The sequence below is a fragment of the Pseudomonas sp. AC070 genome, from assembly GCF_979258635.1.
This window is the reverse complement of the sequence record NZ_OZ409871.1, coordinates 1,955,890-1,981,116: the sequence shown is the minus strand read 5'-3', so window position 1 is coordinate 1,981,116 and position 25,227 is coordinate 1,955,890. Positions and strand designations below refer to the sequence as shown.

Annotated in this window: 24 protein-coding genes; 6 read left to right on the top strand and 18 right to left on the bottom strand. The window is 60.7% G+C overall.

From position 1 onward, the window contains the following. Positions 1 to 8 precede the first annotated feature (8 nt). The 6 genes from ACZZ0Q_RS09015 to ACZZ0Q_RS08990 form a co-directional block, all read right to left on the bottom strand. On the bottom strand, positions 9 to 1,619 hold the full coding sequence (locus ACZZ0Q_RS09015; protein WP_463560482.1) for an outer membrane protein transport protein: 1,611 nt from the start codon (positions 1,617 to 1,619) through the stop codon (positions 9 to 11). Between the two features lie 19 nt (positions 1,620 to 1,638). Continuing rightward, the gene (locus ACZZ0Q_RS09010; protein ID WP_463539269.1) at positions 1,639 to 2,640 is read right to left on the bottom strand and encodes a transporter; all 1,002 of its coding nucleotides are present in this window, start codon (positions 2,638 to 2,640) and stop codon (positions 1,639 to 1,641) included. 80 nt (positions 2,641 to 2,720) lie between these two features. Next, the gene (locus ACZZ0Q_RS09005; RefSeq protein WP_463539270.1) at positions 2,721 to 3,482 is read right to left on the bottom strand and encodes a C39 family peptidase; all 762 of its coding nucleotides are present in this window, start codon (positions 3,480 to 3,482) and stop codon (positions 2,721 to 2,723) included. A gap of 144 nt (positions 3,483 to 3,626) precedes the next feature. Then, the gene (locus tag ACZZ0Q_RS09000; protein ID WP_463539271.1) at positions 3,627 to 4,091 is read right to left on the bottom strand and encodes a DUF6160 family protein; all 465 of its coding nucleotides are present in this window, start codon (positions 4,089 to 4,091) and stop codon (positions 3,627 to 3,629) included. Positions 4,092 to 4,349: 258 nt separating this feature from the next. Further along, entirely contained in the window at positions 4,350 to 7,082 is a 2,733-nt protein-coding gene (locus ACZZ0Q_RS08995) for a helix-turn-helix transcriptional regulator (RefSeq protein ID WP_463539272.1), read from the bottom strand. Next, positions 7,079 to 9,790: a LuxR C-terminal-related transcriptional regulator gene (locus tag ACZZ0Q_RS08990; protein WP_463539273.1), complete on the bottom strand. Its 2,712-nt coding sequence runs from the start codon at positions 9,788 to 9,790 to the stop codon at positions 7,079 to 7,081. Before ACZZ0Q_RS08990 ends, ACZZ0Q_RS08995 begins: the two co-directional genes overlap by 4 nt. A 163-nt stretch (positions 9,791 to 9,953) precedes the next feature. On the opposite strand from ACZZ0Q_RS08990, the gene pabB reads away from it, so the two are divergent. Then, positions 9,954 to 11,297 (top strand): aminodeoxychorismate synthase component I, encoded by a 1,344-nt coding sequence (gene pabB / locus ACZZ0Q_RS08985; RefSeq protein WP_463539274.1) that lies wholly within the window; start codon positions 9,954 to 9,956, stop codon positions 11,295 to 11,297. A 92-nt stretch (positions 11,298 to 11,389) separates the two neighbouring features. On the opposite strand, the gene thrH is transcribed toward pabB, so the two are convergent. Beyond that, positions 11,390 to 12,007 (bottom strand): bifunctional phosphoserine phosphatase/homoserine phosphotransferase ThrH, encoded by a 618-nt coding sequence (gene thrH / locus ACZZ0Q_RS08980; protein WP_463539275.1) that lies wholly within the window; start codon positions 12,005 to 12,007, stop codon positions 11,390 to 11,392. A 183-nt stretch (positions 12,008 to 12,190) separates the two neighbouring features. Between thrH and ACZZ0Q_RS08975 the strand changes: the two genes are divergently transcribed. Continuing rightward, a complete protein-coding gene (locus ACZZ0Q_RS08975) occupies positions 12,191 to 12,811 on the top strand; it encodes a phosphoadenosine phosphosulfate reductase domain-containing protein (RefSeq protein WP_122495193.1) in 621 nt (206 codons plus the stop codon). A gap of 196 nt (positions 12,812 to 13,007) precedes the next feature. On the opposite strand, the gene ACZZ0Q_RS08970 is transcribed toward ACZZ0Q_RS08975, so the two are convergent. Further along, a complete protein-coding gene (locus tag ACZZ0Q_RS08970) occupies positions 13,008 to 13,499 on the bottom strand; it encodes a MarR family winged helix-turn-helix transcriptional regulator (protein ID WP_463539276.1) in 492 nt (163 codons plus the stop codon). Between the two features lie 114 nt (positions 13,500 to 13,613). Here ACZZ0Q_RS08970 and ACZZ0Q_RS08965 point away from each other — a divergent pair, with 114 nt between their 5' ends. Then, on the top strand, positions 13,614 to 14,807 hold the full coding sequence (locus tag ACZZ0Q_RS08965) for an MFS transporter (RefSeq protein WP_463539277.1): 1,194 nt from the start codon (positions 13,614 to 13,616) through the stop codon (positions 14,805 to 14,807). 43 nt (positions 14,808 to 14,850) lie between these two features. Here ACZZ0Q_RS08965 and cysB read toward each other — a convergent pair whose 3' ends face one another. The 5 genes from cysB to ACZZ0Q_RS08940 all read right to left on the bottom strand — a co-directional run bounded on the left by cysB (position 14,851) and on the right by ACZZ0Q_RS08940 (position 18,836). Beyond that, positions 14,851 to 15,825 carry an HTH-type transcriptional regulator CysB gene (gene cysB / locus ACZZ0Q_RS08960; RefSeq protein ID WP_122495187.1) on the bottom strand — a complete coding sequence of 325 codons (975 nt, stop codon included), beginning with the start codon at positions 15,823 to 15,825 and terminating at the stop codon, positions 14,851 to 14,853. 140 nt (positions 15,826 to 15,965) lie between these two features. Next, positions 15,966 to 16,469, bottom strand: coding sequence for a universal stress protein (locus ACZZ0Q_RS08955; protein ID WP_122495185.1), 504 nt, complete (start codon positions 16,467 to 16,469; stop codon positions 15,966 to 15,968). Between the two features lie 111 nt (positions 16,470 to 16,580). After that, positions 16,581 to 17,486, bottom strand: coding sequence for a 5'-nucleotidase (locus ACZZ0Q_RS08950; protein WP_122495183.1), 906 nt, complete (start codon positions 17,484 to 17,486; stop codon positions 16,581 to 16,583). Between the two features lie 25 nt (positions 17,487 to 17,511). Then, positions 17,512 to 18,477 carry a putative 2-dehydropantoate 2-reductase gene (locus tag ACZZ0Q_RS08945; protein ID WP_463560481.1) on the bottom strand — a complete coding sequence of 322 codons (966 nt, stop codon included), beginning with the start codon at positions 18,475 to 18,477 and terminating at the stop codon, positions 17,512 to 17,514. After that, on the bottom strand, positions 18,477 to 18,836 hold the full coding sequence (locus tag ACZZ0Q_RS08940; protein WP_463539278.1) for a YbbN family protein: 360 nt from the start codon (positions 18,834 to 18,836) through the stop codon (positions 18,477 to 18,479). The genes ACZZ0Q_RS08945 and ACZZ0Q_RS08940 overlap by 1 nt, the downstream gene beginning before the upstream one ends. A gap of 34 nt (positions 18,837 to 18,870) precedes the next feature. Between ACZZ0Q_RS08940 and ACZZ0Q_RS08935 the strand changes: the two genes are divergently transcribed. Then, positions 18,871 to 19,293: a PilZ domain-containing protein gene (locus tag ACZZ0Q_RS08935; RefSeq protein WP_463542207.1), complete on the top strand. Its 423-nt coding sequence runs from the start codon at positions 18,871 to 18,873 to the stop codon at positions 19,291 to 19,293. Between the two features lie 180 nt (positions 19,294 to 19,473). Further along, positions 19,474 to 20,550: a 3-deoxy-7-phosphoheptulonate synthase gene (locus ACZZ0Q_RS08930; RefSeq protein ID WP_463539279.1), complete on the top strand. Its 1,077-nt coding sequence runs from the start codon at positions 19,474 to 19,476 to the stop codon at positions 20,548 to 20,550. A 58-nt stretch (positions 20,551 to 20,608) separates the two neighbouring features. Here ACZZ0Q_RS08930 and ACZZ0Q_RS08925 read toward each other — a convergent pair whose 3' ends face one another. Both ACZZ0Q_RS08925 and ACZZ0Q_RS08920 read right to left on the bottom strand, forming a co-directional pair. Further along, on the bottom strand, positions 20,609 to 20,878 hold the full coding sequence (locus ACZZ0Q_RS08925; protein ID WP_122450458.1) for a GNAT family N-acetyltransferase: 270 nt from the start codon (positions 20,876 to 20,878) through the stop codon (positions 20,609 to 20,611). Positions 20,879 to 20,897: 19 nt separating this feature from the next. After that, positions 20,898 to 22,163, bottom strand: a complete 1,266-nt coding sequence (locus ACZZ0Q_RS08920) for a hypothetical protein (RefSeq protein WP_463539280.1) — start codon at positions 22,161 to 22,163, stop codon at positions 20,898 to 20,900. Between the two features lie 448 nt (positions 22,164 to 22,611). On the opposite strand from ACZZ0Q_RS08920, the gene ACZZ0Q_RS08915 reads away from it, so the two are divergent. Further along, a complete protein-coding gene (locus ACZZ0Q_RS08915; protein ID WP_122450457.1) occupies positions 22,612 to 22,863 on the top strand; it encodes an Lpp/OprI family alanine-zipper lipoprotein in 252 nt (83 codons plus the stop codon). 303 nt (positions 22,864 to 23,166) lie between these two features. Here the strand turns inward: ACZZ0Q_RS08915 and ACZZ0Q_RS08910 are convergent, their stop codons facing one another. The 3 genes from ACZZ0Q_RS08910 to ACZZ0Q_RS08900 all read right to left on the bottom strand — a co-directional run bounded on the left by ACZZ0Q_RS08910 (position 23,167) and on the right by ACZZ0Q_RS08900 (position 25,223). Beyond that, complete coding sequence (locus tag ACZZ0Q_RS08910) at positions 23,167 to 24,126, bottom strand: L,D-transpeptidase family protein (RefSeq protein ID WP_463383072.1); 960 nt, start codon at positions 24,124 to 24,126, stop codon at positions 23,167 to 23,169. Positions 24,127 to 24,201: 75 nt separating this feature from the next. Beyond that, positions 24,202 to 24,483, bottom strand: coding sequence for a hypothetical protein (locus ACZZ0Q_RS08905; RefSeq protein ID WP_122450455.1), 282 nt, complete (start codon positions 24,481 to 24,483; stop codon positions 24,202 to 24,204). Between the two features lie 134 nt (positions 24,484 to 24,617). Further along, the gene (locus ACZZ0Q_RS08900; RefSeq protein ID WP_463539281.1) at positions 24,618 to 25,223 is read right to left on the bottom strand and encodes an arylesterase; all 606 of its coding nucleotides are present in this window, start codon (positions 25,221 to 25,223) and stop codon (positions 24,618 to 24,620) included. Positions 25,224 to 25,227: the final 4 nt, after the last annotated feature.

The following is a 25,227-nucleotide window of genomic DNA, read 5'->3' as shown; positions in this document are numbered from 1 at the left end:
AGCAGACCTCAAAAGGTGGTGGTGTAGGTCAGGGCCATGATGTACGCCTTCACGGTGGTGTCGATGTCCAGGTCGGCGTACGGGTTGTAGACCAGGTTGTCGATGCCGGTGCAGTTGACGTTGCAACTGGTGCCCGCCGGAATGCTTTGTTTGGACACGAAGTAGTTGAAGCCGAAGTCGATAGTGGTGTCTTTGTCCCAGCGGTAGCCGAAGCCCAGGCCGTAGAGGTTGGCGTCGCCGATGGGCACCAGCACGTCGGCTTTATCTTTAGGAATTGCCGAGGGCCGGTATTCGTAGCCGGCGCGCAGGGCCAGGCGGTCGCTGATGTCGTACTGGGCACCGATGGCGAAGCTCCAGGTGTCTTGGTAGCCACGGTCGAGAATGATCGAGTGGTCAGTGGCGTTGCCGCCGCCGAAAATCTTGGCGATGCGCAGCAAGTCCAGCTCGCGGTCGAACTCGATTTCAAATTTGTTCCAATCGCTGTAGTCGCTCCACTTGGCGTCGAGGTTGAACTGCCATTTGTCGAAGGGCCGCAGCTTGATGCCGGTGCTGAAGTTGTCGGGCAGCACCATGTTCAGCGAGGCGTTGCCGCTTTCTTCGCTGGCGTTGCCGTAAGGGAATAGCGGGCTGAGCACCTGGCCGAACACCGAGCCTTGCAGGCCGGACCAGAAGCCTTGCCAGTCTTTGCTGTATTCCATGCGGTATTTGCCTTGAAGGTGCATACGCGCCTCGCTCTGGTACGTCGCGCCCCAGGCGAACCAGTCGGTGGGTTCCCACAACACGCCAAGGTTGTAGGTTGGCGACAGGCTCTGTTGCAGGTCCAGGTCCATGTTGGCCAAGGTGCTGTAGGGGCCGATCTTGCCGCCGCACAGGTTGATCAACGGGCTGAGGATGTCGTCGATTCCAGGCTGGCAGACGGCTTTGTTGAGCATCCGCACCACGCCCGTCAGCATCCCCGGATTACGAAAATCCTGATTCAGCGCCATCGCCTGGTGCGAGAACCCCACCGACAACCCCAGCGCCAGCGTGTCGTTGGCCTGATAGCCCACAGACGGCGAGAAATACGTGATGCGTTGCAGCGCCACTTCCTTGCCCTGGTAGCGCCCGGCGTCGTCGCCCGAGTCGCGCGAATACCCGAGGGCCATCGGTGCATAAATGTTGGTGGCAAAGGTGAATTTGGAACCGGGCGGGTTGATGGAAACCCCGGCCAGTGGCGCCATCAGCACCGGCAGCTCGGTCATGCCGCCCATGCCTGGCAAGTACATCACTGGCGTGAGCGTGCGGCTGCTGGAGTTTTTTATCGGGTCGTCGTCGAAGCCCAAGGCGTTGCTGCCGTAGCCGGGCGGCGCTTTGAACTTGGCGCGAATGTCCATCACGCCGCTGAGCAGCTTGATGGTGCTCTGCCGGCCTTTAAGTTTGGTCAGCGCCGCCGGGTTGTAATGCACGGCGTCGATGCCGGTGGAATCGGCGGTCACGGCATTGCCCATGGCCATGGCTTTGGGGTTGCCGATGGTCAAATCGTTGGCCAGTTGCGCCTGCACCGAGCCGGTGTAAATCCCGGCAGCAAGCCAGCAGAGCCCGGAAATCGCCCACACCTGCGGCGACGTTCTGATCGTCATGACGGTGGTCGCTCCTGGCTTATTGGGCCTTTAAACCCTGAATATCCAGTGGCATCGACACCCCCAGCAGTACGTCGGGAGAGTCTTCCGTCATGCCGAACCCGGCATTGATGTTGACGATGTAATTGGGCGAGGTGCGCAGGCCCAGCGAGAAGTTCATCAAGGCGCTGGTTTGCTCTTTGCCCTCCAGCGTTGTATCGGAAAACGTGTAGGTCGGCTTGAAGGTCTGCGCCATTTGGTACGAGGTGGACAACGACACGTCGTACGACAGCGCGTAGGCAAAGCCCATGCTCATGGACATGCTCGAACCCGGATCGACCTTTTCAAGATGCCGCCCGCCGCGCTCCTGGTCGACATTGGCCGGCACGTTGTAGGTGTAACCGACCGAGCCGAACAGCACGACCGGGTCGATTACATACGACACGTTCACCCCGCCGCCGAGGCTGTAGAAACCGTTGCCGGTCGACAGGTCGTGCTCGGGGTTGATTTCGTACGGGCTGGTGCCGGTCGGCAAGCCGATGGTGCCGTACAAGGTGGTCACCGGCTTGCCACGGTGCGAGGCCCACGGCTGCCAGCGCAGACTGGCCGACAGGTCGCCGAGGCTGTAGACGTTGAGGTCGCGCTCAGTGTCGTACTTGGCGATCAGCGGAATGCGCATGCTGAAGGTGAGGTTGTCCCACACGCCGTAGTCAAAGGTGAACGAGTTGGTGAAGGTGTGCTGCGCTTCGCTTTCGCCGATCACGCTGTACACGTTATTGCCGGTGCGGTACGTGGTGATCTGAGTATCGCGCAGCAGCGAATAGTCGAAGCCGTAGGTCAACGTGCGTTCGCCTTGCTTGAGCAAGGTGTAGCTTTTCTCGGCGGCCTGAAACACCTCGGCCAACGCCTTTGAGCTGTCGGCATCGTCGTCTTTTTTGCTCAAGGCTTCGCGGGCTTCGTCTACCGTCGGCTCATCGCTCCAGGCAGGCGGGCTCAGCGTTAGCGTCAGCATGGCCACGCAGGCCACTCCCTTAATCCCCATGACGCCAATCCCCAGTTATTTTTTTGTTATGCCGGGCAGGTCTTGCCGTACGTGTTGGTCTTTATGTTTTTCAGGTGCTGCTATTTGCGGCGGATGTGGCGAATGTCGCCGCCCGAACCCAGTTCGTCGGCCTGGTTCGTGGTGAATTTGGTTATCTGGGGAAACTCGCGAAACGCCAGCAGGCTTACGGTGCGGTCATCCACCAGACGTAGGTCTTTCTCGGTCAGGGCCATGGCGTTTTTCGGTTCCTGGCCGCTGGGGTAAATCACGAACAACACGTTCTGGTCCCAGATTTCTTCAAAGCGCGCGCGGGTGAAACTGATGTTGCCCAGCGCCGGATCGGCGACGAACACGTGCTCGTTGTACACATCGCGAACCACCACAAAATGCTTGAAGCCGGCGTATTCGATGGGCACCAAGGCCGGGTGCTCAAGCTCGTCCAGGTCGGAAAACGCCGCCCGGAAGCCGCCGCTTTTGTAGCCAAGCGCGGCCACGAAACGCTTCATATCCAGCAGGGAAAAGCCCCGCCGCTCGACAATCTTGTCGGCCTCGCCGTAGCGCAACAGCCCTTCCATGACTTGCCGTTCCTGTAAGTCGCGGCCCAGGAAATAGTCGAGCATGGAAGTCAGCGCCGCCGAACCACAGCTGTAGTCGTAGGCCTGACGGATGACGTTGCGAAATTGCAGTTGGCTCATCGGCTCCAGCGTCACCGACTCGCGCATGGGCATGCCCGGGGTGAGCTGTTGGGTCAGGTTGACCGTGCCTTGGGCCGGCGGTTTGGTGTCCACCGCTTCGGTGAAACCCAGTACGCCCAAAAGACTGCCGATAAGAATTTCGATCATTACAGGTCCAAAAACTGTCTGCGCTTAGGGCATGCCTCGTTAAAAAGCCTGACCGTCGCTCGACGCGTTTTAAATCTGAGCATTGGAAAAAGCCTTACCGGCGCGTACCGATAAGGCTTCGGGTTAGCAAGGGGTGTTGCTAACTCAGTGTCCCCATACCTTGACGGTGGTGCCCGCCATGTTGATATCGGAGATCGCCAGCGAGCCGATGCTGGCCGCGCCGGTGGTTGCGCCGTTGGCGTACGTACCGCCTCCGTAGATACCCCCGACCGACACGGTACCGGTCATGTTTGGCAGGCTGATGGCCAGTTGCTGAGTGTCGGTGCCACCGATAGAGGTGGTTACTACGTCGATTTTCAGCGGGTTGGCGTCGGAGATGGTGAAGCCGGTGAAGCCTACGTTGGTGATGTTCAAGCTACCGCCGCCGGTGTCGTTGTCGGTGTATTTCACGTTACCAACGCTACCGCCGAAGTTACCGGAGATGCTGATCCCGTCCTGGCCGGTTACGCTCGACAGCGCGGAATCATCCATTGCGCGCAGATCGGCCTGAGCCATGAAAGGTGCAGCCAGTACTGCTGCAGCAAGAGCGAGCTGTTTGAAACTTTTCATTGTTTTTATCTCCAAGATCACAGGTGGGTATCCCCGGGTGTTGCCGGCCACTCCTGTAACCGACAACTGGATCAACTCGCGTCGATCCCCATGCCTGTCGCGCCCTTCCTGGTAACGACAGACCTGGATTCATGAAGCGTGATGCTTCGCGCCCTGTGACAAAGCTACTGAGTGCAGACCCGGCTGCCAGCCCATCCAAGGGATGGACGATGGCCATGCGCCAGAAAGCGGTAGCACATTGCCCCGCACCGCTCTGGCTCAGGCTTCGCTAAGTAGCCCCATGCTTTTGCCTTTTAATACGGCTTGGGTTCGGCTACGCACGCCGAGCTTGTTAAAGAGGTTATGCAGATGCCACTTGATGGTGGCTTCGGAGAGGTGCACCGCCTGGGCGATGTCGCGGTTGGAAAGCCCCGCCGCCACGAAGCGCAGAATCTCCCGCTCGCGGTGACTAACGTCCTGATTTTCATTGAAACTTTCCGGGTCTACCGACAGCCGACGGCATTGCTCGCGCAAGGTTTCGGCCAGCCCTTGCCAGGGCGCGGCGCGTTTGGGTTCTGCCGCGCGCCAGGCGTCCCAGAGCGGTAGCAGCCACAAAGCGTCGTCCTGAAACAGGCGCCGGTAACCGCTGTTCCAGGCGTCTTCGAGGGTGGGCTGGAACAGGGCGAAGGCTTTTTCGCTGTTACCTTTGCGCCAGTACGCCACAGAAAGTAACAGCGACAAGCGCAGGCGACGGTCGCGCTGGTGCTCGGCAGTTTGTTTGGCCAGGCAGGCTTCCAGGCTGGCCTGCGCTTTGTCCGCGCGGCGCTCGCACAAGGCCAGGCGCCCTTCCGACAACGCCAGGGCGGTTTCCGCATCCAGATAGCGCCCGGGCGGCAATACGGCCAGGTGCTGCTGCATTTGCAGGCAAATGCGTTCGGCTTCGTTGGGCCGCTGCAGCCACAACAGGAACTGCACTTTGCAGCTCATGCCTAGGGCGAACACGCGCTCGTAACCGGCGCCATGCAATTCCCCCAGCCATTCGTCCAGCTGAGCCAAACCCTGCTCCGGCTCGCCGGCAAAAAACCGCGCGCGGGCCATCACCAACTTGCCCCGGCTGATCAATTCGGTGGGCGTGGCCACATCGCGCCACGTTGTCGCCAGTGGCAGCTCGGCCAAGATCGCCGCGTGGCGGTCCTGCTCATAGAGCAAGTCGGCATAGGCCAACGCCAGCGGCCCGCCCACCCGGCTGCGCCGGCCAAACACGCGCTCCACCCGACTGCGCGCCGCCTCGGCCAGCTCACGGCCGCGCTCCAGCTCACCGCTTTCTTTGCAGATCAGCGACTCGATCAGGCTGGTCATGGCGTGCAGGTATTCGCTTTCGGTTTGGCGCAGATTTTCCCGCGCCAGGGCGATGGATTTCGCCGCCTCGCCGAAGTCCCCGAGCAAGGCGTACGCCGCCGCCTGCACGCACGACAGGCTGACGCGAAACACCGGCTGGTTGTCCGGCGCCATGCCCAGCCAATGGCGCGCCACTTTCAGGCAGGCTTCGAGTTTGTCTTGATACAGCAGCACCAACGCCTTGAGCACTTGCGCGGCGGCGAGCAACTCGACCAACGCGAAGTGCAGAGTTTGCCCACGCCCTTGCAGCAGGCGCGTGCTGACTTCTTCGATCAAGGCTTCGGCGTCGGCGAACTTCTGCTCAAACGCCAACTGCCAGGCATAGAAAATCTGAAAAACCGGGTGCTCACGAATCACATCCGTGGGCACGCTTTTGAGAATCGCCAGAATGCCGTACACGCGGTTGCTGGCAATCAGCTTGGCGCCCTGGCGTTCCAGCAGTTCGGCGGCGAACGCATAGTCGCGAGCGCGCAGGGCATATTTGATCGAGCGGTCTGGCAACTCGTGGCTTTCGCACCAACGTGCGGCCGAATGCAGCAAGGTGGTGGGGTCGCCGTGCTTGGCCAGGCGGCCTTGGAGGAATTCGGCGAACAGGTGGTGATAACGGAACCACTCGCCGTGCTCGTCCAGCGGAATGATGAACAGTTGCTCGGTTTGCAGCCGCGCCAACATCTCGATGCCGTCGCGGTGCCCGGTCAAGGCATTGCAGAGCTCGGCGTTGAATTCATCGAGCACCGAGGTGTGGTCCAGAAACAGCTGCAAGCTGTCCGGCAGGCTGGCAACCACATCTTCTGCCAGGTAATCGGCGATATTGCGCTCGGTACCGGAAAGCCCAGCGAGAAACGCCGCGCGGTCGGGGTGACGCGCCAAGGCGAGCGCCGCCAGGTGCAAGGCGGTAATCCAACCCTCGGTGCGGTTTTGCAGCAGGGTGAGTTCATCGCGGCTGAGCACCAGCTGTTTCACTTCGCGGAAATAAGCCGCGGTTTCCTCAAAGCTCAGGCGCAGGTCTTCGGCTTTAAGCCAAAGCGTCCAGGGTTTCAGGGACGGTTCTTCCACCAGCAATTGCGCCTGATAACGGGTGCTGGCGAGCAGGTGCACGGTGGTCGGCAAATGCTCGATCAGGTAGCGCACCGCCGGGCCCATGGCCGCGTGGCGAATGTGGTGGAAGTCATCGAGCATGATGTACACGTCGCCGTCCAGGCGCTTGAGGTCGGCGAGAAAGGCATCGATCAGCGCCTCTTGCGGCCAGCTCACATCGCCCTGCAACAGGCTCGCCGTGTTCGTGCCAAAGCCCGGTGCCACCGCGTTAATCGCCGCCACCAGGTATTGCAGCAGGCGCTGCGGCTCGCTGTCGGCTTCATCGCAAGACAACCACGCCACGCGGGCATTGGTACTGAGCAAACGCTGCCGATACTGGGCCAGCACCGTGCTTTTACCAAAGCCGGCCGGCGCGCTAAGGATGACCAGGCGCTGCGAGCGCGAGGCGTACAACCGTTCGATAAGGGCTTGGCGCAGCAACTGCGGCCGACCGCCCGCATCGGCGGGAAACAGCTTGGTGCGCAGCAACGGCAAAGTGGGCAAATGAGCGAGTGAACCGGTGACAGAAGTGTTCATTGCAGCAGCCCCAATTCACGGGCGCGGCGGATGGCTTGCGTCCGATTGCGCACCTTGAGCTTTTCGTAAATGTTGTGCAGGTGCCATTTCACCGTGCCCAGCGCCAAGGCCAATTGCTGGCCGATTTCTTCGTTGGACATGCCCTTGGCCGCCAGCAACACGACATCGCGCTCGCGCTCGGTCAGGCCTTCTTCCAGCACTTCCAGCGACTTGCGCGCGTCCTGCCCCGGCCACACGGCCAGCAGCCCGCGAATAAAGCCTTGCAGCGCCGGCTGACGCTCCGCCGCTTCGAGGTTTTGCAGCAGCAGGCGAATGCCCTCGCCTTCCTCGATAAACAGACTGCGCACCCCTTCGCGCTCGGCGCTGATCAGGCACTGCACCAACAGCGATTGCGCCCGCTCCTGATAGCCGAGGCGCTGATAACTGAGGGCTGAGAGCAATTCCAGGCGCAGGCGTTGCAGGCCATGCCAGCCGTTTTGCAATTGGCTGCGCAGTTGGGTGATTTCATGCAGCGCCTCGCTGTAGTGGGCGCGGGCCTGTTGCAGGCGGATGCGGGTCAGGCCCTGCACCCACAACACCGGGTTGAAGCTCATGGCTTTATAGGGCGCGGCGAGTTTGGGCCAGTCGACGCCTTGAAAACGCGCCTCGGCGCGCTTGATGCGGTCGGTGGCCTGCTCTTGCAGAATCAGGGCGATTTCCTCCCCGGCCGCCTGGGCGTAGAAGCGCCACGACTGATTGCGCGCCGCCAGGTTTTGCATCAACACCAGGGTGTTCTGTGCGTCTTTGGGTTTTTCCAGAATCCGCTGGGTGCGCGCCAGGCTGAGCATGCCTTGGGCGTAAAGGTCGATGGGGTTGATGACGTCGAGCTTGCCCAGCGCCCAGCCGAGGTTTTCCTCCAGCGCCTGGAAGCGCCCCTGCTGATAGGCCACCAGCGATTCGGTGATGGTGGGCAGCGCCAGCGCGCGGGACTTTTCGCCAAACCAGGGAATCAGCCGCGCGCGCAGTTGATCGAACAACAACTGCGCCTGCTTGACCTGGCCTTGCTCCAAGCACAGCAGAATTTCGACATTGGCCAGTTGCATGTCGAGGTAACGGCCTTCAAGGAAGTGCTTGCGCTGCTGGGCCAAGGCCAGCAAGCGCCGCGCCTGCTCGGGCTGCGCCAGCATCACCAGGGCCAGGGCGCCGATAATCAGCAGCGCCACTTCAAGGAACGCGGTGTGCTGGCCGAGCTGCGCTTCCACTTTGCGGGCCAGGGCGACGCAGGTATCGAGGTCGTCTTTTTGCAGGGCCAGCACGGCTTTGATCGCCAAAATTGCCAGCACCTTGTCGCTCAGCGGTCCTTCGGATTTGTGCTTGCCCCAGCGCGCCAGCAGCTCATCCAACATGCCGTTGGCTTCGGGCAGCGACAGCTCGGCGGCGCGGCTCCAGACATCGGCCAGCACCAACACCGGGAAGCGCTCGGCAATCTCATCCGGCACACGTTGGCGCCAGCGGTAGATCAGGTTGAGCTGCCCACGGTTGATCAGTTCCAGGCCACAGCCATCCACCAACGCCGCGAGCATTTGCGGGTCGTCGGCCAGGCAGGCGTGCTCGATGGCGAGGTTTTGCATGTGGTGGTTGGTGAACCACAGGCTGGCGTTGAAATGCAGTTGGCTGAGGCGGTCGGGGTCGCGCTCTTTCAGGCGCGAGCGGAGGAAATCGGCGAACAGGTTGTGGAAGCGGTACCACTGGCGTTCGCGGTCCAGGGGCAGCAAGAACAGCTGCATGGCTTCGAGTTTTTCCAGCAGCTTTTGGCCATCCTGGCGCCCGGTCAGGGCGTTGGCCAGGTCGCCACTCAGTTGCGTGGCCACGCCCAGTGCCAAGAGCACGTCTTGCATCTCGGCGCTCAATTGCTCGAAGACGCTGCGCAGCAGGTAGTCGCCGACAGCAACCTGGTCGCCGCCCAAGTCCACCATCTGCTCGCAGGCTTGTGGCTGATGGCGCAGCCACAGGCTGGCCAGGTGCACGCCGACCACCCAGCCTTCGGTGCGTGAATGCAGGGCGTCGAGGGCCACTTCATCCAGATGCAGGCCGCCACGGTCGAGGTACTCGCGGGTTTCAGCCTTGCTCATGCGCAGCTCCGGCGCGCCGATTTCCAACAGCACTTCCTTGGCGCGCCAGGTCGCCAGGTTCAGCGACGGCGTGGAACGGCTGCCCACCGCCAGCACAAAGCCCGCCGGGGCCAGTTTGATCAGGCGATTAAGGCTGCTTAACAGCTCGGCGTCCTGCACCAGATGCAGGTCGTCTAGCACCAGCAGCAGCGGCTGCTCGCGCTGCGCGAGGTCGGCCAACAGGCTTTCCATCAGGGCGGCGGCGGGCACGCGCATGGTGTTTTGCAGGTACGCGAGGGCATCCTGGCCGACGCCAGGAATGGCGGCGCGCAAGGCATCGATAAGTTGCTGAAAAAAACGCGAAGGGTCGTCGTCTTCGGGGCTCAGAGAGAACCACGCGACGGCGCTGCCTGCATGGGCATAGCTCTGCGCCAGCGCAGCCAGGGCGCTGGTTTTGCCAAAGCCGGCGGGGGCCGACAGGAGAATTAGCCGAGCATGTGGATTACCGGCCAACGCGGCTTTAAGGTGCGGGCGCGGCAAATAATCAGCGGGAACATGAGGAGGTCGCAACTTCGAACGAAGGAGGCTACCGGCGGCTGGATTGTGCACTTCATCCATGACCTGGATCCCTTGAAAATTATTATTCTGATAGGAAATTTCGTACCCTTGGGATCTGTCCATACTAATCAGCTCGCTATCTCCGAGTAAACCCACTCACTCGCTCTAGGATCAATGCTGGCGGCCCTCTACAATCGGCGCCCGCGCCCGACTGACTGTGCCCATGCCTACCTGTTCGTTGCATCCGCTGCCCTATCGGGCGGACCCAGCCGAGTACTTTTCCTACATCCGCCAGGCGCCTGGTGCGCTGCTGTTCGACGGCGGTCGGCCGACTTCCCAGCGTGCACGCTATGACCTTATGAGCGCCTGGCCATTGGCAGCGCTGGCACCGGCCGCTGACGAATCGGCCAACGACTTTATCCAGCGCCTGCGCGCGGCCCTAGCTCGACTGGGCCCCTCCGAGGTTCCAGCCGGTTATGAACTGCCCTTCGCGGGCGGCTTGATGGGCTATTTGAGTTACGACTTCGGCCGCCGCTTGGAGGCATTGCCGGCGAATGCACGCGATGACCTGCACCTGCCCGACGCGCAGTTGGGTTTGTACGGCTGGGCGCTGATTAGCGACCACCACATCGGCAGCAGCCAGTTGCTGTTTCACCCGGCGCTGGCCGAGGCTGAGCGCCAGCGTTTGATCGCCTTGTTTGGCGGTGACGCGCCGGCCAACAGCGCACCGTTCAGCCTGAGCGATGACTTCAGCGCCGACCTCAGCGAAGCCGATTACCACCAGGCGTTCGAGCGCATTCAGGCGTATATCCACGCCGGCGATTGCTACCAAGTGAACTTCGCCCAACGCTTTCGCGCGCCGTGCCAGGGCGACCCGTGGAGTGCCTACCAAGCACTGCGCCAGGCGTGCCCTACGCCGTTTTCCGGTTACGTGGCACTGGGCGATAACGAGGCGATTGTGAGTTTTTCGCCCGAGCGATTCGTGCAAGTACACAACGGCCAGGTCGAAACCCGCCCCATCAAAGGCACCCGGCCCCGGGGCCAGACGCCCGCCGAAGACCAAGCCTTCGCCGACGATCTGCTCGCCAGCCCCAAAGACCGCGCCGAGAATTTGATGATCGTCGACCTGCTGCGCAACGACCTCGGCCGCAGCTGCGCCACCGGCTCGGTGCGGGTGCCGCAGTTGTTCGCACTAGAGAGCTACCCCAACGTGCATCACCTGGTGAGCTGCGTAACCGGCACCCTGGCGCCAGGCAACGACGCGTTGGACGTACTTGCCACCAGTTTCCCCGGCGGCTCCATCACCGGCGCACCGAAAATTCGCGCCATGCAAATCATCGACGAGCTGGAGCCGACCCAGCGGGCGATCTACTGCGGGTCGTTATTGTTTGTGGACGTGCGCGGAGAAATGGACAGCTCGATTGCGATCCGCAGCCTGCTGATCAAAGACGGGACGGTGAATTGCTGGGGCGGCGGCGGCATCGTCGCCGACTCGCAGTGGCGGTCGGAATACAACGAATCGATCACCAAGGTGCGGGTGTTGTTGCAGACGTTGGAAGGGTTGTAGCCAACAAACAACCCTGTGGGAGAGGCTTCAGCCTCGAAGCTTTTCAGTTAGCAGCATCGAGGTTAATCGGCCTCTCCAACAGGTGCTGGGTCTTACAAACTCAGCTCGCGGTTCGACGCTTTCAAGAATTCTTTCTTCAAGTCTTCATACGTGTGCACCGCCGGGAACTGCGGGAATTCGCGGATCACGTTTTCCGGGGCATGGAACAGGATGCCGGCGTTGGCTTCGCTGAGCATGGTGGTGTCGTTGTACGAGTCGCCAGCGGCGATTACGCGGTAGTACAGGCTTTTAAATGCCAGCACCGACTGACGCTTGGGGTCTTTCTGGCGCAGTTGGTAGCTCACCACGCGGTCGGTTTCGTCGGTGATCAGCTTGTGGCACAGCAGGGTCGGGAAGCCCAGTTGGCGCATCAGCGGCTGGGAGAATTCGTAGAAGGTGTCCGAGAGAATCACCACCTGGAAACGCTCGCGCAACCAGTCGACGAACTCCACGGCGCCTTCCAGCGGCTTGAGGGTGGCGATCACTTCCTGGATGTCGGCGAGCTTCAGGCCGTGCTCATCAAGAATGCGCAGGCGCTGCTTCATCAGCACGTCGTAATCGGGAATGTCCCGGGTGGTGGCTTTTAGCGCGTCGATACCGGTTTTTTCCGCGAAGGCGATCCAGATTTCTGGGACCAACACACCTTCCAGGTCGAGACAGGCGATTTCCACAGGGCACTCCTAAACAGGATTCAGAAAAGAAGGCGGCACTCTAGCCGCTTGCCTGCGGCCACGCAACGCGGCGCCTGGCGATGTTCAACCACGCTGATAGTGCCTATCACCACGGCGCGCTGCAGGCTCGCAGCGCTTTTTGCTACCATCGCCCTCCCCGCCGAAATGAACCTGGAGCCCCTCATGGATCTTGATCTGGACAAGTTGAACGCCGAATTCGCCAACCAGCCGGAAAAGCTGGTGGAGTGGGCGCTTGGCCTGGGCAAGACGGCCATTTGCACCACCAACTTCCGCCCCTTCGAAGCGGTGATTCTGCACATGGTCAGCCAGGTGAAACCGGACATTCCGATCATCTGGATGGACAACGGTTACAACACCGAAGCCACCTACAAATTCGCCGATGAAGTGACCCGCGCGCTGAACCTGAACCTGATCACCTACCTGCCCAAACGCAGCCGCGCCCACCGCGAAGCGCTGGAAGGCCCGGTGCCAGCACTGGACGATCCGCGTCACGAAGCCTTTACCGAAGAAGTGAAACTGGAACCCTTCACCCGCGCCCTGCGTGAAACCGCCCCGCAAGTGTGGTTCACCGCCCTGCGCGCCACCGACACCGCCGTGCGCGCACAGATGGAGCCGATCAGCATCAACCCGGATGGCTTGATCAAAGTTGCCCCGCTGCTGCACTGGTCGTCGAAGGATCTTTATCAGTACCTGACCCAGCATAATTTGCCGAATAACTTTGATTATTTTGATCCCACGAAAGGTGAGGATAATCGCGAGTGTGGCTTGCACATTAACCATTAAAAGCAGGAACAAAAGCTCGCGGCTGAAGCCGCTCCCACAAGCACGGAGGTGTCTGTGGGAGAGACTTTAGTCTCGAGCTTTTTGCTTTTGTGGCGCTCGACCTCGATTTGCGAGGCGGCTGAAAATTTAAAAAGCTCGCGGCTAATCGGAATGCCGCCCAGCCGCTCCTACAGGGACCGAGGTGTCTGTGGGGGCTTTAGCCGCGCAACCCGCTGATTAGCTTGCCCAGCAATTCGCTTAGCTGCGTCTGCTCCGCTGGCGCCAGCACTTCAAGCGCGCGCTGTTCGTTGCCGACATGCAAGGGCAGCACTTTATCGATCAGGGCCAGGCCCGACGGGGTCAACTGCACCAGGGTGCTGCGCCGGTCGCTGGGCGATGGCAGGCGTTCGATCAGGCCGCTGCGTTCCAGGCGGTCGAGACGGCTGGTCATGGCGCCGGATGACAGCATCAATCCTTCGTAGAGTTCAGTCGGCATCAATTGGTACGGCGCGCCCGCTCGGCGCAACGTGGCGATGACGTCGAACTCGCCTTTTTGCAGCCCGAACTGCGCCGCCAATGGCGACAGTATCTGCCGCTCCATCAACTGCGCCGCTTCCAGTAATCGCCCAACGGTGACCATTACGGCTGCGTCGATATCCGGACGTTCGCGCCGCCATTCTGCTTCTGCCTGTTGCGCTCGATCGTTCATTCGGACCTCGCTTGATAAAACCATCTCGATATAAAGCTAATACTAATGCCTTGCGCAATGGCACGCTCGAACTTTAATCTTGATGTCGAGATACTTTACGACGAGATAGAAGGCATGAGCGTAACCCCGCGTACCCACCTATGTATTGTGCTGGCCGTTATCGGGCTCGCGTTGAATCTGCGGCCGGCTTTAGCCGCCATCGGTCCATTGCTAGACAGCATCGAATCGGCCACCGGCATGAGTTCCACCCAAGCCAGCCTGTTGACCACCGTGCCTGTGTTCGTGATGGGCGTGTGCGCCCTGGCCGGAGGGCGGCTGCGGCGCTGGCTGGGTGAACGCAACGGCATTGGTTTAGGTATCGCGCTGATTGCGCTGGCGTGCGGCCTGCGACTGGCGGCCTCGGGCCGCTATGGGTTGCTCGCCACCGCCGTGATGGCGGGCGCCGGCATCGCGCTGGTGCAAACCTTGTTACCGGCGTTTATCAAGCGCTGCTTTGGCGCGAGGGCGGGCAATGTCATGGCGCTGTACACCACCGGCATCATGGCCGGTGCGGCAGTTGCCGCCGCGGCTGTAGCGGGTTTGGCGGCGGTCGGCGGTTGGCCAATGGCGCTGGCGGTATGGGCAGTGCCGGCCGTGCTGGCGGTGCCGCTGTGGTATGTCGCGTCCCGCCAGCAGAGGGTGAATCACACGCACGAAGCCTTGACCGTCTCCGCGCCGCCTGCGTTCTGGCGCAACGGCCGAGCCTGGCAGTTGATGGTGTTTTTCGGCATCGGCACGGGCGCGTACACCTTGGTGCTCGCGTGGCTGCCGCCCTTTTATACCGGCCTCGGTTGGCAACCGTCCGCCGCGGGTTTTCTGCTCGGCGCGTTGACGCTAACCGAAGTGGTCGCCGGCCTGGCGGTGTCGGCGTTGGTCGGCCGTTTCCCGGATCGTCGTGTGCCGTTGTACAGCGTGCTGCTGATGCTGCTGGCCGGCCTGCTCTGCCTGATCATCGCGCCCCTGCCCTTGGCGCTGCCGGCGTGCCTGTTGCTCGGCTGCGGCATCGGCGCGTTGTTTCCCCTGTCATTGATCGTGGCGCTGGACCACGCCGATAGCCCAAGCCGCGCCGGCGAATTGGCCAGCTTCGTTCAAGGCGGCGGTTACATCATCGCCAGCTTCATGCCGCTGCTGGCCGGCGTGCTGCGCGACCGCTTTGCCGACCTCACGCAAGCCTGGATGATCATGGCGCTCGGCGCCGTGGTGCTGATTGGCTTGAGCACGCGCTTTGCGCCGGCCACTTACGGGCGCATCACGAACCTTCGCCCATAAAAAAGGCGCCGATCAAGGCGCCTTTCTCATCTGTGTACCGGGCTTAGTGCACCGGCAACTCAACGCCGTGGAACAACTCTTCAAGCTCCACTTTGTTGTGGCATTGCACCGCTTTGGCCATGACGTCGCGGGTCAGGTGCGGGGCGAACTTTTCGATGAAGTCGCACATGAAGCCGCGCAAGAACGTGCCGCGACGGAAGCCAATCTTGGTCACGCTTGGCTCGAACAATTCGCTGGCATCCAGCACCACCAAATCCGGATCAAGCTTGGCGTCGACCGCCATCTTGGCCACGATGCCCACGCCCAGACCCAGGCGCACGTAGGTTTTGATCACGTCGGCGTCGGCAGCGGTAAACACTACTTTCGGCGTCAGGCCGCGATGACTGAAGGCTTCGTCGAGTTTGGAACGGCCGGTGAAACCGAACACATAGGTCACGATGGGGTATTCGGCCAAGGCTTCCAGCGTGAGCTTGGGCAGCTTGGTCAGCGCGTGGCCTTGGGGCACCACCACGCAGCGGTTCCAGGTGTAGCACGGCATCATGATCAGGTCGTTGAACAGCTCCAGACCTTCGGTGGCGATGGCGAAGTCGACGGTGCCGTCGGCGGCCATTTCGGCAATCTGCATCGGCGTGCCCTGGTGCATGTGCAGGGCCACGTCGGGGTATTGCTTAATGAAGTTACTGATCACCGCCGGCAAGGCGTAACGCGCCTGGGTGTGGGTGGTGGCGATGGAGAGCGTGCCTTTTTTCTCGTTGGAGAATTCCTGGGCGATCTGCTTGATGCTTTCGACCTTGCGCAGAATTTCGCCAGCGGTGGTGATGATGCGCTCGCCTGCCGGCGTCACGCGGGTCAGGTGCTTGCCGCTGCGGGCGAAAACCTCGACACCCAATTCATCCTCCAGCAGGCGGATCTGCTTGCTGATACCCGGCTGCGAGGTATACAGGCTCTGCGCCGTGGCGGACACGTTGAGATCGTGGTGCGCGACTTCCCAGATGTAGCGCAGTTGCTGGAGCTTCATAGATATCCCTCAAAGCGAAAAGGCGATGCAGCAGACGCCAAAGGCGTTATATAACCATAGTAGAGGTTAGAAGGCTAAATCTAGACTATTTTATTAGCATACGCAGCCCCATGCGTGTGCGCAGTGCAGCAAAACGCTTCTTAGAAATCGGCCCGCGTGCGGTGCTGCAGCATCGGCACCAGGTACACCGGCACTTCCGCGAGCTGCACCAGGCGCGTTGCGGTTCTGCCCAAGGGAATGTCCTGCGCCCCCGTATGGCTGCTGTGGCTGCCGATCACCAGTAAATCCACATTGAAGCGCTGCGCCTCGGCCAGAATCACTTGCGGTGGGTCGCCCTGCACCACCCGCACCGCCCGAACCATTTGCATGTCTTGCTGGGCGTCGCCCATTTCATCTCTGAAGCCTTCAAACACTCGCTGTTCAATGCTGGCCAGTACGCCACTGAGGCCGTTGGTGCGAATCTCGGTGAGCACGGCTTCATCCAGGTAGGTTTTCAATACCGATTCGGCGAACAACCCCAACGGCTCCACGGCGTGCACGACATATAAATCCGCTTTGAAGGCGCGCGTCATGGCCAGGGCGTGTTGCAACACATACGGGGCGTAAAGGCCTAAATCGGTGGCGTAAAGAATCGATCGAATCATGCGGCCTCCTAACTGCATTCTTAACGGCCTGGGTTGAGCTTAGCAGTGCTGGCTATAAATCCAGCCGCTGTTAGTAGTGCAAGACGAACGGGCAGCAAAACGGCCGGGAGACTAGTGCTGTGGCTCGTTACTAATGCCGTGCGGCACGTGGCCGGTGGCAACCACTTCGCGGCTTTTCTCGCAGTGGCCCGGTTGGTCGTCAAAAAACACGTCGGCGCCGAAGGTTTCCAGAATGGCGGTTTTCTCCAGGCCACCGAGAAAGTACGACTCGTCCAGGCGAATGTTCCATTCACGCAGGGTGCGAATCACCCGTTCGTGCGCCGGCGCGGACCGAGCCGTTACCAGCGCCGTGCGGATCGGGCAATTTTCCGGCGGGAATTCCTGCTGCAAGCTGTGCAGCGCAGCGAGGAATGGCTTGAACGGCCCGCCGCCTAACAATTCACGCGCCGACTCGCGCTCGTGGGTTTGGAACGCCACCAGCCCACCGGCCTGATAAACGCGCTCGGACTCATCAGAAAACAGCACCGCGTCACCGTCGAAGGCGATGCGCAGTTCCGTGCTGGCCGCCCGCCGCGCGCCACCGGAGAGGATGGTCGCCGCGCCAAAACCCGAACGCAGGGCGCTGCGCACGTCTTCGGCGTGAGTGGAAAGGAACAGGTGGCAGCCAAAGGCGGCCAGGTATGGGTCCGGGCTGCGGCCGCCAACAAAGGCGGCGCGGGTGATGTCCAGGCCGTAGTGGCTGATGGAGTTGAACGCGCGCAGGCCGGTGTCGGCGCTATTGCGCGAGACGAGGATTACCTCGACGCGCTGCTGGCCGAGGGTGGTGTTCAGCGCCAACAGCTTCTGCACCAGCGGAAACGCATCGCCCGGCTCAAGCACTTCGTCCTCGTGCTCGATCTGGTATTGGCGATAAGCCTCCACGCCTTCGCTTTCGTAAATGCGGTGGCTTTCGCGCAGGTCGAACAGCGCCCGCGAGGAAATTGCCAATACCAGTTTGTCCGCCAGCCCTTTGCTCATAAATGCCTCAGTCCGGGTCGGTTGATCAGTAATTGCGCGCGTCGATAAATGCCAATTGCTGCGCCAGAGCGCGAATGCGCGGCAGCTCGACCCCGGCGCGTTCGGCGGCGGCCAGCGGCTCGGCGTAGATGTACTGCAACTCCAGCGGACGTTTATCAACAAAGTCGTGGTACATGCTTGGCAAGTAGTCAGGCATGCGGTCGGTGGAGGCCAGCAGTTTCTCGGCGAACACCTCGGGAATGGCGTAACCGCAGGCGGCGGCGCCTTCGATCACTTCTTTCATGATCGCCAGAATCAACGCGCGGGTGTCGCTGTGGCCCATCAACGCCGTGGTGCCGGCGTTCAGCACCACCGAAAGACCGTTGTAGGGCACGTTCCACACCAATTTCTGCCAGCGCGCCTGGGCCAGGTTGGGCATGGCGGTGGAATCGAGCCCGGCGTGTTTGAACAGCGCGGCGCCCTCCTCGGCGATGGCCAGTTGAGCCTCAGCGGACGTTGCCGGGCCGCTGTGGTAACCCAGGTTTACGCCGCCAAGCGCCTGGTGCTCGATCACTCCGGGCCCCGAGCGGTGAACGCAGATATAGCAAAGGCCGCCCAGCAAGTGCAGCGAGTCGGGCAACAACGGTTGCAGGCCCTCTTCCACCCCCAGACCGTTTTGCAGCAGCACCACCTTTGCGCCGGGCGCAGCGGCCTGGGCAATCAGCGGGGCCAGCTCGGCGTTACTGGTGCTCTTGGCGCCGACCAGCAGCCAGTCGCACGCTGGCATCTCAGCGACATTGCAATATGCCTGAACGTTTTCAAGCTGCAGTGCACCATGCACGGCGCTGTTCAATTGCAGGCCGCGTTCGGCCACTGCGGCGTATTCGCTGCGCAGCAGGAAATGCACGTCGAAGCCGGCCCGCGCCAGCATCAGCCCATAAAAGCCGCCAATTGCGCCGGTGCCGATGATGCCGATACGTGGGCCGGTGCCGGAGTCAGGGGAAAACGCCATCAGGGAAGCTCCTCAGGTAAACGGGCTAAGGCCGCATTAATAGCGGCCTTTAGCTCTACAGGCTGCAAGCGCGATTGCACCGCGCCGAAAAATTGACCATCGCGCACCACAAACAGCGCGGGAAGGTGAAAAACCTCATAACGCTCGACCAAACCGCCATTGTTGGCGGCATCGACCCAGCACAGGCGCGCCAACGGAAGCGCCATGCCCGGCAGCTCGCGGCGGGCAAAGCGGCAACTGGCACAACCTATGCTGGTAAATATCAGCAGTGAAACGCCCGGCCAATCGAGCAACAGACGATCCGCGTCGAAATCGGTCAGCTCGGATTGCGTGGCTATACTGCTAGCAGTGATGTCCATGAGCCATCATCCGAACGTGTGGAGTTTTTTGGTAATGCGTCAGTTTTTGCGTCATCCCAGTGATATGCCAGTTGAGCTGATTCAGCGCAAGCACGCCTTCCTGCCTCGTCAGCGGTTGAACAATATCAGCCTCGGCGGTGTGGCCTGCAATTCCCCCAAAGGTTTTCGCCGTGGCACGGCGGTGGAGCTGCGCATTCCGTTGCTGGGCGATCAGGCCCGCTACAGCGGTGCGGTGGCCTGGTGTAAGAAGCAGCCCACCGATTACCTGGTCGGCATCGCCTTTGTGGACGAAGAAACGCTGTTTCGCGCGCGCATGGTCGAGCAGGTGTGCCAGATCGAACACTACCGCCATCTGCGCGAACAGGAGCTCGGTCAGCCGCTGCCGGTGGAAGCCATCGCCAAGGAATGGATCGCCGAACACGCGGCAACGTTCTCAACCTTTAGCGGCCTGCATTAATAGTCGCCCCGATACCGCCCCGCTCGGCCTGTCTATTGGCGCTTATAAGCACGACCGCCCCATTGTCGAGGCGGGCCGTACGCGCTAAGGTTCCCACCCCCGTTACGCTCCGCGCTCTGTCGCCAAAGGCTGACGGCCAACTCCGTGACCTGACTGACGACCTGACCAACGAGTAGCACGATGGCTGATTTACCGATCGATGACCTTAACGTCGCCTCCAACGACACCCTCATCACCCCCGACCAGCTCAAGCGTGACATTCCGCTGACTGAAGCCGCCCTGCACACCGTGGTGCAAGGCCGTCAGGTGATCCGCAATATTCTCGACGGCAAGGACCACCGCCTGTTCGTGGTGGTAGGCCCTTGCTCGATTCACGACATCAAAGCGGCCCACGAATACGCCGAGCGCTTGAAAGTGCTGGCCGCCGAGGTGTCGGACACGCTTTATCTGGTGATGCGCGTGTATTTCGAAAAGCCGCGCACCACCGTCGGCTGGAAAGGCTTGATCAACGATCCGTACCTGGACGACTCCTTCAAGATTCAGGACGGTCTGCACATTGGTCGCCAGCTGCTGCTCGACCTGGCTGAAATGGGCTTGCCCACCGCCACCGAAGCGCTCGACCCCATTTCCCCGCAATACCTGCAAGACCTGATCAGTTGGTCGGCCATTGGCGCGCGCACCACCGAATCGCAAACCCACCGCGAAATGGCTTCGGGTCTGTCGTCGGCAGTGGGCTTCAAGAACGGCACCGACGGCGGCCTGACCGTTGCTATCAACGCCCTGCAATCGGTATCCAGCCCTCACCGTTTCCTCGGCATCAACCAGGAAGGTGGCGTGTCCATCGTCACCACCAAAGGCAACGCCTACGGTCACGTGGTGCTGCGCGGCGGTAACGGCAAGCCGAACTACGATTCGGTGAGCGTGGCCGTGTGTGAGCAGGAACTGACCAAAGCCGGCATTCGCCCGAACATCATGGTCGACTGCAGCCACGCCAACTCCAATAAAGATCCGGCGCTGCAACCGCTGGTGATGGAAAACGTTGCCAACCAGATTCTGGAAGGTAACCAGTCGATTGTTGGCCTGATGGTGGAAAGTCATTTGGGCTGGGGTAATCAGTCGATCCCTAAAGACCTCAATGCGTTGAAATACGGCGTGTCGATCACCGATGCCTGCATCGACTGGGACACCACCGAGAAGACCTTGCTAGGCATGCACAGCAAACTCAAAAACGTATTGCCCCAGCGTCAACGCGGCTGATTCAAACCGCGCACATAAAAACGCCGGGCTTAGCCCGGCGTTTTTATAACTGCAGAAATCAGTGCCGATTGCGCCGTTCCATATAGCGCTCAACGTACGAGCACGATGGAATCACGGTGTAGCCCATACGTTCGGCATACTCCAACGCGCGCTCGGTTAATGCGGCGGCAATGCCACGGCCGCGCAACGAGTTGGGCACAAACGTGCGGTAGATATCGAGCGTCTGCTTACCCAGATCCATATAGGCAAGGTAAGCACGATCACCATCCACGGTGGTCTCGAATTGATGACCTGCCTGGTCATGGTTGATAGACAGCGCCTCGCTCATCACAACTCCTCAGCGGGTCTTAGAACATGACCCTTACCTTATCGATCTTATCCAAGCGCAGAAACATTTCCGCCGACCCCGAGCCAAATTGGACACTGAGGTAGGCTTTGCCGTTCTCCACTTTGCGCAGCACACCCTGATAATAAGTACCGTCGTGGGTAATGAACTGCAAACGCTTGCCAGCGTATTCGGGCAGGCTGGCGACACTCACGAACTCATATTGCTGTGTCGCGGCATTTGACTCAACTTTTTCTGCCACGATCATTTCATTGGGCAACGGCTCTTTGCGCGCGTTCGGGTCGAACCAGGTGAAACTCACCGGCGAGACCGCTTGCTGATTCACCAACAGTGCCGGGTGCAACATGCCCACTACGTCATTGGCTTCGAAGAACTGTAGGCCATCCCAGCTCAGACCGGCGTTCGGATTCAGCTCAAGCCGCAACGACTGCGGGTCTTTCAGGTAGCGGCCATACGCATCGAGCACCGCAGGGTCCAACGCCACGCGCTGGCTGCGCATCACTTTGTCGAACTGCTCCACTGCTGTTTTCAGGTAGACCTCGCTGGTCTGCCCCAACTTTCCGGCACAGTATTCCTGCACCTTGCGCTGGTACTGGTTGTCATTGATTTCCACGGCCACCAACGACAACTCCGGCGGATGCACACGCATGTCGCCGGGGCTATCGGACATATTGGCCAAGGCCAGGGTCAGCTTTACTTCGGCCATGTCGCGGGTGTCGGCGGTCATGGAAAAGTGCACGGTCTTTTTCGCAGGCTCGAACTGATACGAGAACTCTGCATCGCTTTCGAAGGTGCGGTAGCCCATGTCCAACAGTTCCGTGGTGCCAATAAAACGCACTTTGCCGCAGCTCACTTCACTCATGGCCGTGAACAGGCTGCGCTTGGATGGCGCGTCGTACAGCTGCTGCATAAACGGGCCGTGAACATGGAGCGCCAGGCCTTTAAGGTTTACCGCCAATTGCTGCGGAAACTTGCCCTCGGCCAGGCTTTCCTTGAAGCGCAACAGTTCACCCAAGCCGTTGAACTTCAATTGCGCATGCTGAACCCGAACACTGTCGCCCATCATGGGCACACGCACAGTAAGGTTTTCCAAACCCACGCGGCCATCGAACGAGGAGGTAATGCCGCCGTAAGTGATATCCATATAAGGCGATAACTGCGCAATCGCATCGTTCATGATCGAACGCACCGATAGCCACAGCGAGAGCTTGATTAATACGGCAAGGGCAATTACCGAAAGCAAACCCCATTTAACGATTCTGGCCACGCCGACGTCCTTTTTGTCACGACACGCACGATGCTGTAGGTCTTGTGCGGCGCAGCTTATCAGGCCGGCAAAGTGCCAGCTACTGCTGAAAATGGGCGGTGTGACACGGCGTTTAAAAGACGCGAAACAACACTTAAAACGAAGCGTTTGTTGTCCGCTAGTTGATGGAAAAACAAGGCGTACGGTGTGCCAAAGTGTGGCCTGGACATTAACCCTGAGCGCGGCGTTTTAGGTGTCGTAAATGCACACGTCGCGGCCGCAACTGGATACTTTTCATCCAACACTATTACCGCTTGCTTACATAGCACTCAATTTCGCCAAAAAAAGTGGAACGCTGGCGCTGCGTCCGTTTACTTACTACAAGTAATGAGTAGTATGTAGACCGGCCAATTACCTCGAGCTCGGGGCAATTCGCTTTATGGAAAAAATGCACCTTAAGGGGAACACAATGAACAACGTTCTGAAACTTTCCGCTCTGGCTCTGGCTGCCGTTCTGGCAACCGGCTGCAGCAGCACCACCAAAGAAACCGAAGCTCGTCTGACCGCTACCGAAGACGCTGCTGCTCGCGCTCAAGCTCGTGCTGACGAAGCCTACCGCAAAGCTGACGAAGCTCTGGCCGCTGCTCAGAAAGCTCAGCAAACTGCTGACGAAGCTAACGAGCGTGCTGCTCGTATGCTGGAAAAAGCAAGCCGCAAGTAATTGCGCTGAGCCGGGCCTAGTGCCCGGCTTTTTTTCGCGTGTAAAAAAGCGATCGGCTGCGCGTCGGCGGGGCTGCGTTGAAAATCACTTTTCAATGCTCATTGGCTACAGCCAACTGCGCTTGAAAAGCGCTTTTCGCCTTGCCCCGCTCTAGCTCGCTCGATCTGGAGCGGCGTGATGGCTGAGAGGGGAAAATCAAAAGCTCGCGGCTAAAGCCGCTCCTACAGGTTCTCGATTTTCCGACACGCAACAAAAAGCCCGCTGCGGGGTTAACCGGCAGCGGGCTTTTTGTTGTGTGGCGGCTTACTGCACAACCGGCGCGGTGTTGGCGACGACCGAGCCGGGCGTGGCGATTTCCACGGGCAGGCCGTCTTCGGCGGCGACCACGTCGCGCACCACTTCCCAGTCCAGGCTCACGCTGTTGGTGAGGTCTTCGCGTTTGAGCAGGGCGTTGATCACGGCGGTGTGTTTGTCCACGACCGACGGGTTGCCGTTGTCGTCCAGCGGCGTGTGCGCTTCCAGGTAAACCTTGCCGTTGCTCACGCCGAATTTGTACGGGTCGTTGAGGATGCGCACTTTGGTGCCCACTGGCACCAGCTTCGCCAGTTCCAACACGTTGTTGTTGAGCATGCGGAAACAACCGTGGCTCACGCGCATGCCGATGCCGAACTTCTTGTTCGAGCCGTGAATCAGGTAACCCGGCAGGCCGAGGTTGAATTTGAACGGACCGAGCGGATTGTCCGGACCTGGCGGCACCACGCTCGGCAATGGATCACCGTCGGCGGCGTGTTCAGCGCGAATCGAGGCCGGTGGGTACCACGCCGGGTTGGCGGTTTTGGCGGTAATGGTGGTGACGTTGATCGGCGAACCCCAGCCTTCACGGCCAATGCCCAACGGGTAGGTGTGCACCACGTTCTGCCCTTTCGGGAAGTAATACAGGCGGTACTCAGCCAGGTTGATCACGATGCCCTCACGCGGGCCCGGCGGCAGCACGAAGCGGGTCGGCAAAATAATTTGCGTGCCTACGCCTGGCAACCACGGGTCAACGCCAGGGTTAGCGGCGACCATTTCCAGATAGCCCAGATCATTCGCCACGCCGATGTCGGCGAAGGTGTCTTCGTACTTGGCGGTGATGACCTGAACCTGGCCAATGATGTCTTCGCCCGGTGGCGGCAGCGGGAATTCCAGTGCTGCGGCAGGGCCGACCGCGAACAGCGCGGCGAGTGACAGGGAACGGGCGACTGCAGGAGCGCGCGACAACATCCGGTGATCCTTGGCTGAATAGCGAGTGAGAAAAGAACGCGATTGTACACGCGCTCACGGGCGGCCGGGAGTGGCCTAAACGCCCGGCCAGCGCGGGCGGTCGCCGTCGCGCTGGGCCTGGAGCGTGGCATAGCACGCGGTGCACAGGCGCTTGTCGCGCAGCAGCGGCTTTTCCAGATTCACCCATTTGGGCTGCGCCGGCAGCAAACCGCCGCATAACGTGCGGTCGGCATGACCGCTCAATTCAAGCTGGCGAGCCACCAGATGCACACGCACTTCACGGCACGCGAACAGGTCGAGTTGCTCGTCGGGTTCGATCAGTTGGTAAGCGTGTAAAGACCAAGCGGGGCGCGGCATTGAAGGCTCCTGGAGACGGCGCCACCTTAGCCGAAAGGTGGCGCATAAAAAAGCCTTCTCAGCAGACCTTTTTAAACGCTCCGTCCATCAGCCGCGTCCGAACAACGACGCCGAAAACAGCCAAGCGTATCGCCCTACAACAACGGCTTCAGCGCCGGCCAGGCGTTGTCGAGTAACTTCGATTGCGCACCCGCAGCCGGGTGAATGCCGTCGGCCTGCATCAGCTCCGGCACGCCGCCAACCCCTTCAAGGAAGAACGGCACCAGCGGCACCTGCTTCTGCGCCGCCACCTCAGTGAAGGTCGCGGCGAATGCCTTGTTGTAGCGCTCGCCATAATTGGGCGGCAGGCGCATGCCGAGCATCAGCACCTTGGCGCCGGTCTGCTGGGCCTGGTCCACCATCGCCGCAAGGTTCTGTTGCAATTGGCCCGGCGGCTGGCCACGCAGCCCGTCATTACCGCCCAACTCGATCACCACCACGCTCGGCTTATGCTCTGAGAGCAGCGCGGGCAGCCGCGCGAGGCCGCCTGCGCTGGTGTCGCCGCTGATGGAGGCATTGACCACTTTGTCGTCGAAGCCATCGGTTTGCAGGCGTTTTTGTAACAAGTTGACCCAGCCCTGACTGGTTTCCAGGCCCAAACCGGCGCTGATACTATCGCCGACGACCAGCACCGTGCTTGCCACCGCCCCTTGTGCCCAAAGCATTACCACCAGGGCACTCGTTACCCACCATGTACGCATTGGA

What these genes read in the sequence shown, in the direction of transcription:
- ACZZ0Q_RS08975 (WP_122495193.1), top strand. Translation starts at nt 12,191, where the DNA reads ATGGATCTTGATCTGGACAAGTTGAACGCCGAATTCGCCAACCAGCCG.
- cysB (WP_122495187.1), bottom strand. Translation starts at nt 15,825, where the DNA reads ATGAAGCTCCAGCAACTGCGCTACATCTGGGAAGTCGCGCACCACGAT.
- ACZZ0Q_RS08940 (WP_463539278.1), bottom strand. Translation starts at nt 18,836, where the DNA reads ATGGACATCACTGCTAGCAGTATAGCCACGCAATCCGAGCTGACCGAT.
- ACZZ0Q_RS09000 (WP_463539271.1), bottom strand. Translation starts at nt 4,091, where the DNA reads ATGAAAAGTTTCAAACAGCTCGCTCTTGCTGCAGCAGTACTGGCTGCA.
- ACZZ0Q_RS09010 (WP_463539269.1), bottom strand. Translation starts at nt 2,640, where the DNA reads ATGGGGATTAAGGGAGTGGCCTGCGTGGCCATGCTGACGCTAACGCTG.
- ACZZ0Q_RS08945 (WP_463560481.1), bottom strand. Translation starts at nt 18,477, where the DNA reads ATGGCGTTTTCCCCTGACTCCGGCACCGGCCCACGTATCGGCATCATC.
- ACZZ0Q_RS08970 (WP_463539276.1), bottom strand. Translation starts at nt 13,499, where the DNA reads ATGAACGATCGAGCGCAACAGGCAGAAGCAGAATGGCGGCGCGAACGT.
- ACZZ0Q_RS08950 (WP_122495183.1), bottom strand. Translation starts at nt 17,486, where the DNA reads ATGAGCAAAGGGCTGGCGGACAAACTGGTATTGGCAATTTCCTCGCGG.
- ACZZ0Q_RS08995 (WP_463539272.1), bottom strand. Translation starts at nt 7,082, where the DNA reads ATGAACACTTCTGTCACCGGTTCACTCGCTCATTTGCCCACTTTGCCG.
- ACZZ0Q_RS08990 (WP_463539273.1), bottom strand. Translation starts at nt 9,790, where the DNA reads ATGGATGAAGTGCACAATCCAGCCGCCGGTAGCCTCCTTCGTTCGAAG.
- ACZZ0Q_RS08925 (WP_122450458.1), bottom strand. Translation starts at nt 20,878, where the DNA reads ATGAGCGAGGCGCTGTCTATCAACCATGACCAGGCAGGTCATCAATTC.
- ACZZ0Q_RS09015 (WP_463560482.1), bottom strand. Translation starts at nt 1,619, where the DNA reads ATGACGATCAGAACGTCGCCGCAGGTGTGGGCGATTTCCGGGCTCTGC.
- ACZZ0Q_RS08930 (WP_463539279.1), top strand. Translation starts at nt 19,474, where the DNA reads ATGGCTGATTTACCGATCGATGACCTTAACGTCGCCTCCAACGACACC.
- ACZZ0Q_RS08915 (WP_122450457.1), top strand. Translation starts at nt 22,612, where the DNA reads ATGAACAACGTTCTGAAACTTTCCGCTCTGGCTCTGGCTGCCGTTCTG.
- ACZZ0Q_RS08910 (WP_463383072.1), bottom strand. Translation starts at nt 24,126, where the DNA reads ATGTTGTCGCGCGCTCCTGCAGTCGCCCGTTCCCTGTCACTCGCCGCG.
- ACZZ0Q_RS08935 (WP_463542207.1), top strand. Translation starts at nt 18,871, where the DNA reads ATGCGTCAGTTTTTGCGTCATCCCAGTGATATGCCAGTTGAGCTGATT.
- ACZZ0Q_RS08965 (WP_463539277.1), top strand. Translation starts at nt 13,614, where the DNA reads ATGAGCGTAACCCCGCGTACCCACCTATGTATTGTGCTGGCCGTTATC.
- ACZZ0Q_RS09005 (WP_463539270.1), bottom strand. Translation starts at nt 3,482, where the DNA reads ATGATCGAAATTCTTATCGGCAGTCTTTTGGGCGTACTGGGTTTCACC.
- ACZZ0Q_RS08905 (WP_122450455.1), bottom strand. Translation starts at nt 24,483, where the DNA reads ATGCCGCGCCCCGCTTGGTCTTTACACGCTTACCAACTGATCGAACCC.
- ACZZ0Q_RS08900 (WP_463539281.1), bottom strand. Translation starts at nt 25,223, where the DNA reads ATGCGTACATGGTGGGTAACGAGTGCCCTGGTGGTAATGCTTTGGGCA.
- ACZZ0Q_RS08955 (WP_122495185.1), bottom strand. Translation starts at nt 16,469, where the DNA reads ATGATTCGATCGATTCTTTACGCCACCGATTTAGGCCTTTACGCCCCG.
- pabB (WP_463539274.1), top strand. Translation starts at nt 9,954, where the DNA reads ATGCCTACCTGTTCGTTGCATCCGCTGCCCTATCGGGCGGACCCAGCC.